The organism is Streptomyces sp. MS191, assembly GCF_008042125.1.
Taxonomy (GTDB): domain Bacteria; phylum Actinomycetota; class Actinomycetes; order Streptomycetales; family Streptomycetaceae; genus Streptomyces.
The window spans coordinates 1-818 of record NZ_RDBI01000201.1 but is presented as its reverse complement, the minus strand read 5'-3'; the positions used below and the strand labels follow the sequence as shown (position 1 = coordinate 818).

Annotated in this window: 1 protein-coding gene; it reads left to right on the top strand. The window is 69.0% G+C overall.

The window, feature by feature from the left end; genetic code table 11:
- Positions 1–101: acyl-CoA synthetase family protein (locus tag EAO71_RS36390; protein ID WP_147981886.1), on the top strand; the 101-nt coding region annotated here is incomplete at its 5' end.
- Between the last annotated feature and the right edge of the window lie 717 nt (positions 102–818).

Genomic DNA, 818 nt, shown 5'->3' with positions numbered 1-818 from the left:
GGATCGGGGTGTCGGTCACCGTCGAGGTGGTCGACCCGGAGACGCTGGAGCGCTCGGTGGGCAAGATCAAGCGTCTGGTGGACCTGCGCGACACCGTCTGACGGACGCGCCAGGTCCGCACCGGGACCGGGACCGGGGCAGTCGCGGCACCCCGGGACCGGGACCGGGACAGGGACAGGGACCCGTCGCGGCACCCCGGGACCGGGAAGGCGCGCCTTTCCGGGCACCGCCCTGGGTGCTTGGGGTGCTGGGTCCTTCGCTGGTTTCTGGTGGTTGGCCGCCCTCTCTCCGAGTGTGGCGGGCTACGGCGCCGCTTCAAGGGCGCTCCTTCGTCGCGTCGGCTTCGCCGATGTCGCTTCGCTCCACCCTTGACCCGTCACCTTCACCCGCCTTTTCACACTCGGAGGGCGGCCCGGGAAAGGGGCCAGGGCAGGGGGCCGGCGGGGCGCGCAGCGCCGTCGGCCCGTGTCGGGTCCGGGGGTGGCTTCCCGCACCCATTGAATGGGGTGACCCGGCAGGGCTTAGCGGGTACCACTCGATTCTTGGTTGGGATTCATGCCCCGCTGGTCACTCTTCGGTGGTGGGTGAAACCGGATCCGCGCGCACTTGGAGAAGTCGACGCCTCAAGCCGGCCACCATCGGGTCCCGCCCTTCCCGTCTCACGGAGTCCTCCCGAATGACGCTACGGCRTACATTACCTGCGGTAACCCGGCAGGATAAGGGACATTGAGGGGCATATCGGACCCTTGGAGGGCTTAATGTACGCCGTAGCGTCATTCCGCGAATGACCCCAGCCCGGCGATGGGGCGGATGGGACC